Genomic DNA, 1685 nt, shown 5'->3' on the forward strand with positions numbered 1-1685 from the left:
GGGGCCCATGATGGCGGTGAACTCGCCCTGCGGGAAGTCGACGGTGACGTTGTCCAGGGCGACGACGCGGGTCTCGCCCTCCCCGTAGACCTTGTTCAGGCCGGTGGCGCGGGCGGCCGCCCGGCCGGTGCGGACGGCGGTTGCGGTCGACGAGGTCACGGGGTGCTCCTTGCGGGTAGCGGATTCGTACCTCCATGCTCCGCCGCGTGATCATGGTCTATCGTCGCTCCGCCGGACGGTTGGCCCGACCGCCCCTGGGCGTACGGGTGTCCGGCGCCCTCCTCCTGCGGTATGACACCGACCCTGAGGGCGGGGTGGTGGCCTGAACCGGTGTGCTCCGTGGCCGGATCTCGAACTGTTCGTCAGATGGCAAGGAAACATGACAACTTCCCGGGCTGGGAACATGCGAAAGGGTGAGCCGGGCGACTAGGCTCAGGGGTGGTTCGCAGGACGCCCGGATGGTGGAACGCAGACACGGGCAGCTTAAAACTGCTTGGCCGCGAGGCCGTGCCGGTTCGAGTCCGGCTCCGGGCACCGCTCGACGCGCGGGGGCGCCGCCGGCGTCCCCGCCGAGCGTCCTCCCGATGGATCATCCTCGCGGCGTATCCCGATATTTTTGCCAAGCCATTACCCTGGGTCCGGGGCGGTGCAGTGCCGCCACGGAGGGAATGAGCAATGAGAAGCAGCAACCCGGTCTTCTCGCGGGAGGGTTCCTTCACCCGCGAGTCCGGCTACGCGGGGTTCGGGCCCACCGCGCAGGCCGGGGGTCCGTACGGCAACAACCCCTACGCGAGCGGCCCCTACGCCCAGCAGCAGCCGGGCCAGGCCCCGCTGAGCGACGAGCAGCTGTACGCGATGTACAACGGCCCGTCCGCCGGCCCGCTGGCCACCGGGCGGATGACGCTCGACGACGTGGTCGCGCGCACCGCCATGACGCTGCTGACCCTGGTCGCCGCCGGTGCGGTGGCCTGGTTCGCGCTGCCGTTCGAGAACTTCGGCGTCGCGATCGGCGCCAGCCTGGTGGCCATGGTCGTCGGCCTGGTCGTCTCCTTCAAGCGGAGCGTCAGCCCGCCGCTGATCCTGCTGTACGCGGCCCTGGAGGGCTTCGCGCTCGGCGCCGTCACGCACGCCCTCGACGTCAAGTTGCCGGGCATCGCGATCCAGGCGGTGCTGGGCACGGCGGCGGTCTTCGCGGCGATGCTGTTCGCCTACAAGAGCGGGAGGATCCGGGTCACCCCGAAGTACACCCGGATCGGCATCGCGATCGCCATGGGCTTCGTGCTGCTCATGCTGGTCAACGTGATCGCGCTGGCCTTCGGCGCCGACCTCGGCCTGCGCTCCGGCCCGCTGGGCATCGTGGTCGGCCTGATCGGCATCGGCCTCGGCGCCTTCTTCCTCTCGCTGGACTTCGCGGCCATCGAGGAGGCCATCGCGCAGGGCGCTCCGCAGAAGGAGGCCTGGCGGGCCGCCTTCGGGCTCACCCTCTCGCTGGTCTGGATCTACGTCGAGATGCTGCGCCTGATCGCCATCCTGCGCGGCGACGACTGATCGACGACCCCGGCGAGGGATCCCGCCACCCACTGCCGCGGGGCGCCCGACGGCAACCCGCCCGGGTGCCCGGGGGGGGGGGGGGGCCGAGGCGGGTGTGTGTGCCCCCTCGTTGGCGTTGTTATTATCCAAATAGG

At 70.4% G+C, this 1685-nt stretch carries 1 protein-coding gene, 1 tRNA gene and 1 pseudogene; 2 read left to right on the forward strand and 1 reads right to left on the reverse strand.

The features are described from left to right. Positions 1 to 159 (reverse strand): annotated as a pseudogene (locus ACFV4G_RS18465) (ABC transporter ATP-binding protein); the annotation flags it as partial. A gap of 293 nt (positions 160 to 452) precedes the next feature. Here ACFV4G_RS18465 and ACFV4G_RS18470 point away from each other — a divergent pair. After that, a tRNA-Leu gene (locus ACFV4G_RS18470) sits at positions 453 to 534 on the forward strand. A gap of 141 nt (positions 535 to 675) precedes the next feature. Further along, positions 676 to 1548: a Bax inhibitor-1/YccA family protein gene (locus ACFV4G_RS18475; protein ID WP_380441527.1), complete on the forward strand. Its 873-nt coding sequence runs from the start codon at positions 676 to 678 to the stop codon at positions 1546 to 1548. Positions 1549 to 1685 lie beyond the last annotated feature (137 nt).

The organism is Kitasatospora sp. NPDC059747, assembly GCF_042732955.1.
Lineage (GTDB): Bacteria > Actinomycetota > Actinomycetes > Streptomycetales > Streptomycetaceae > Kitasatospora.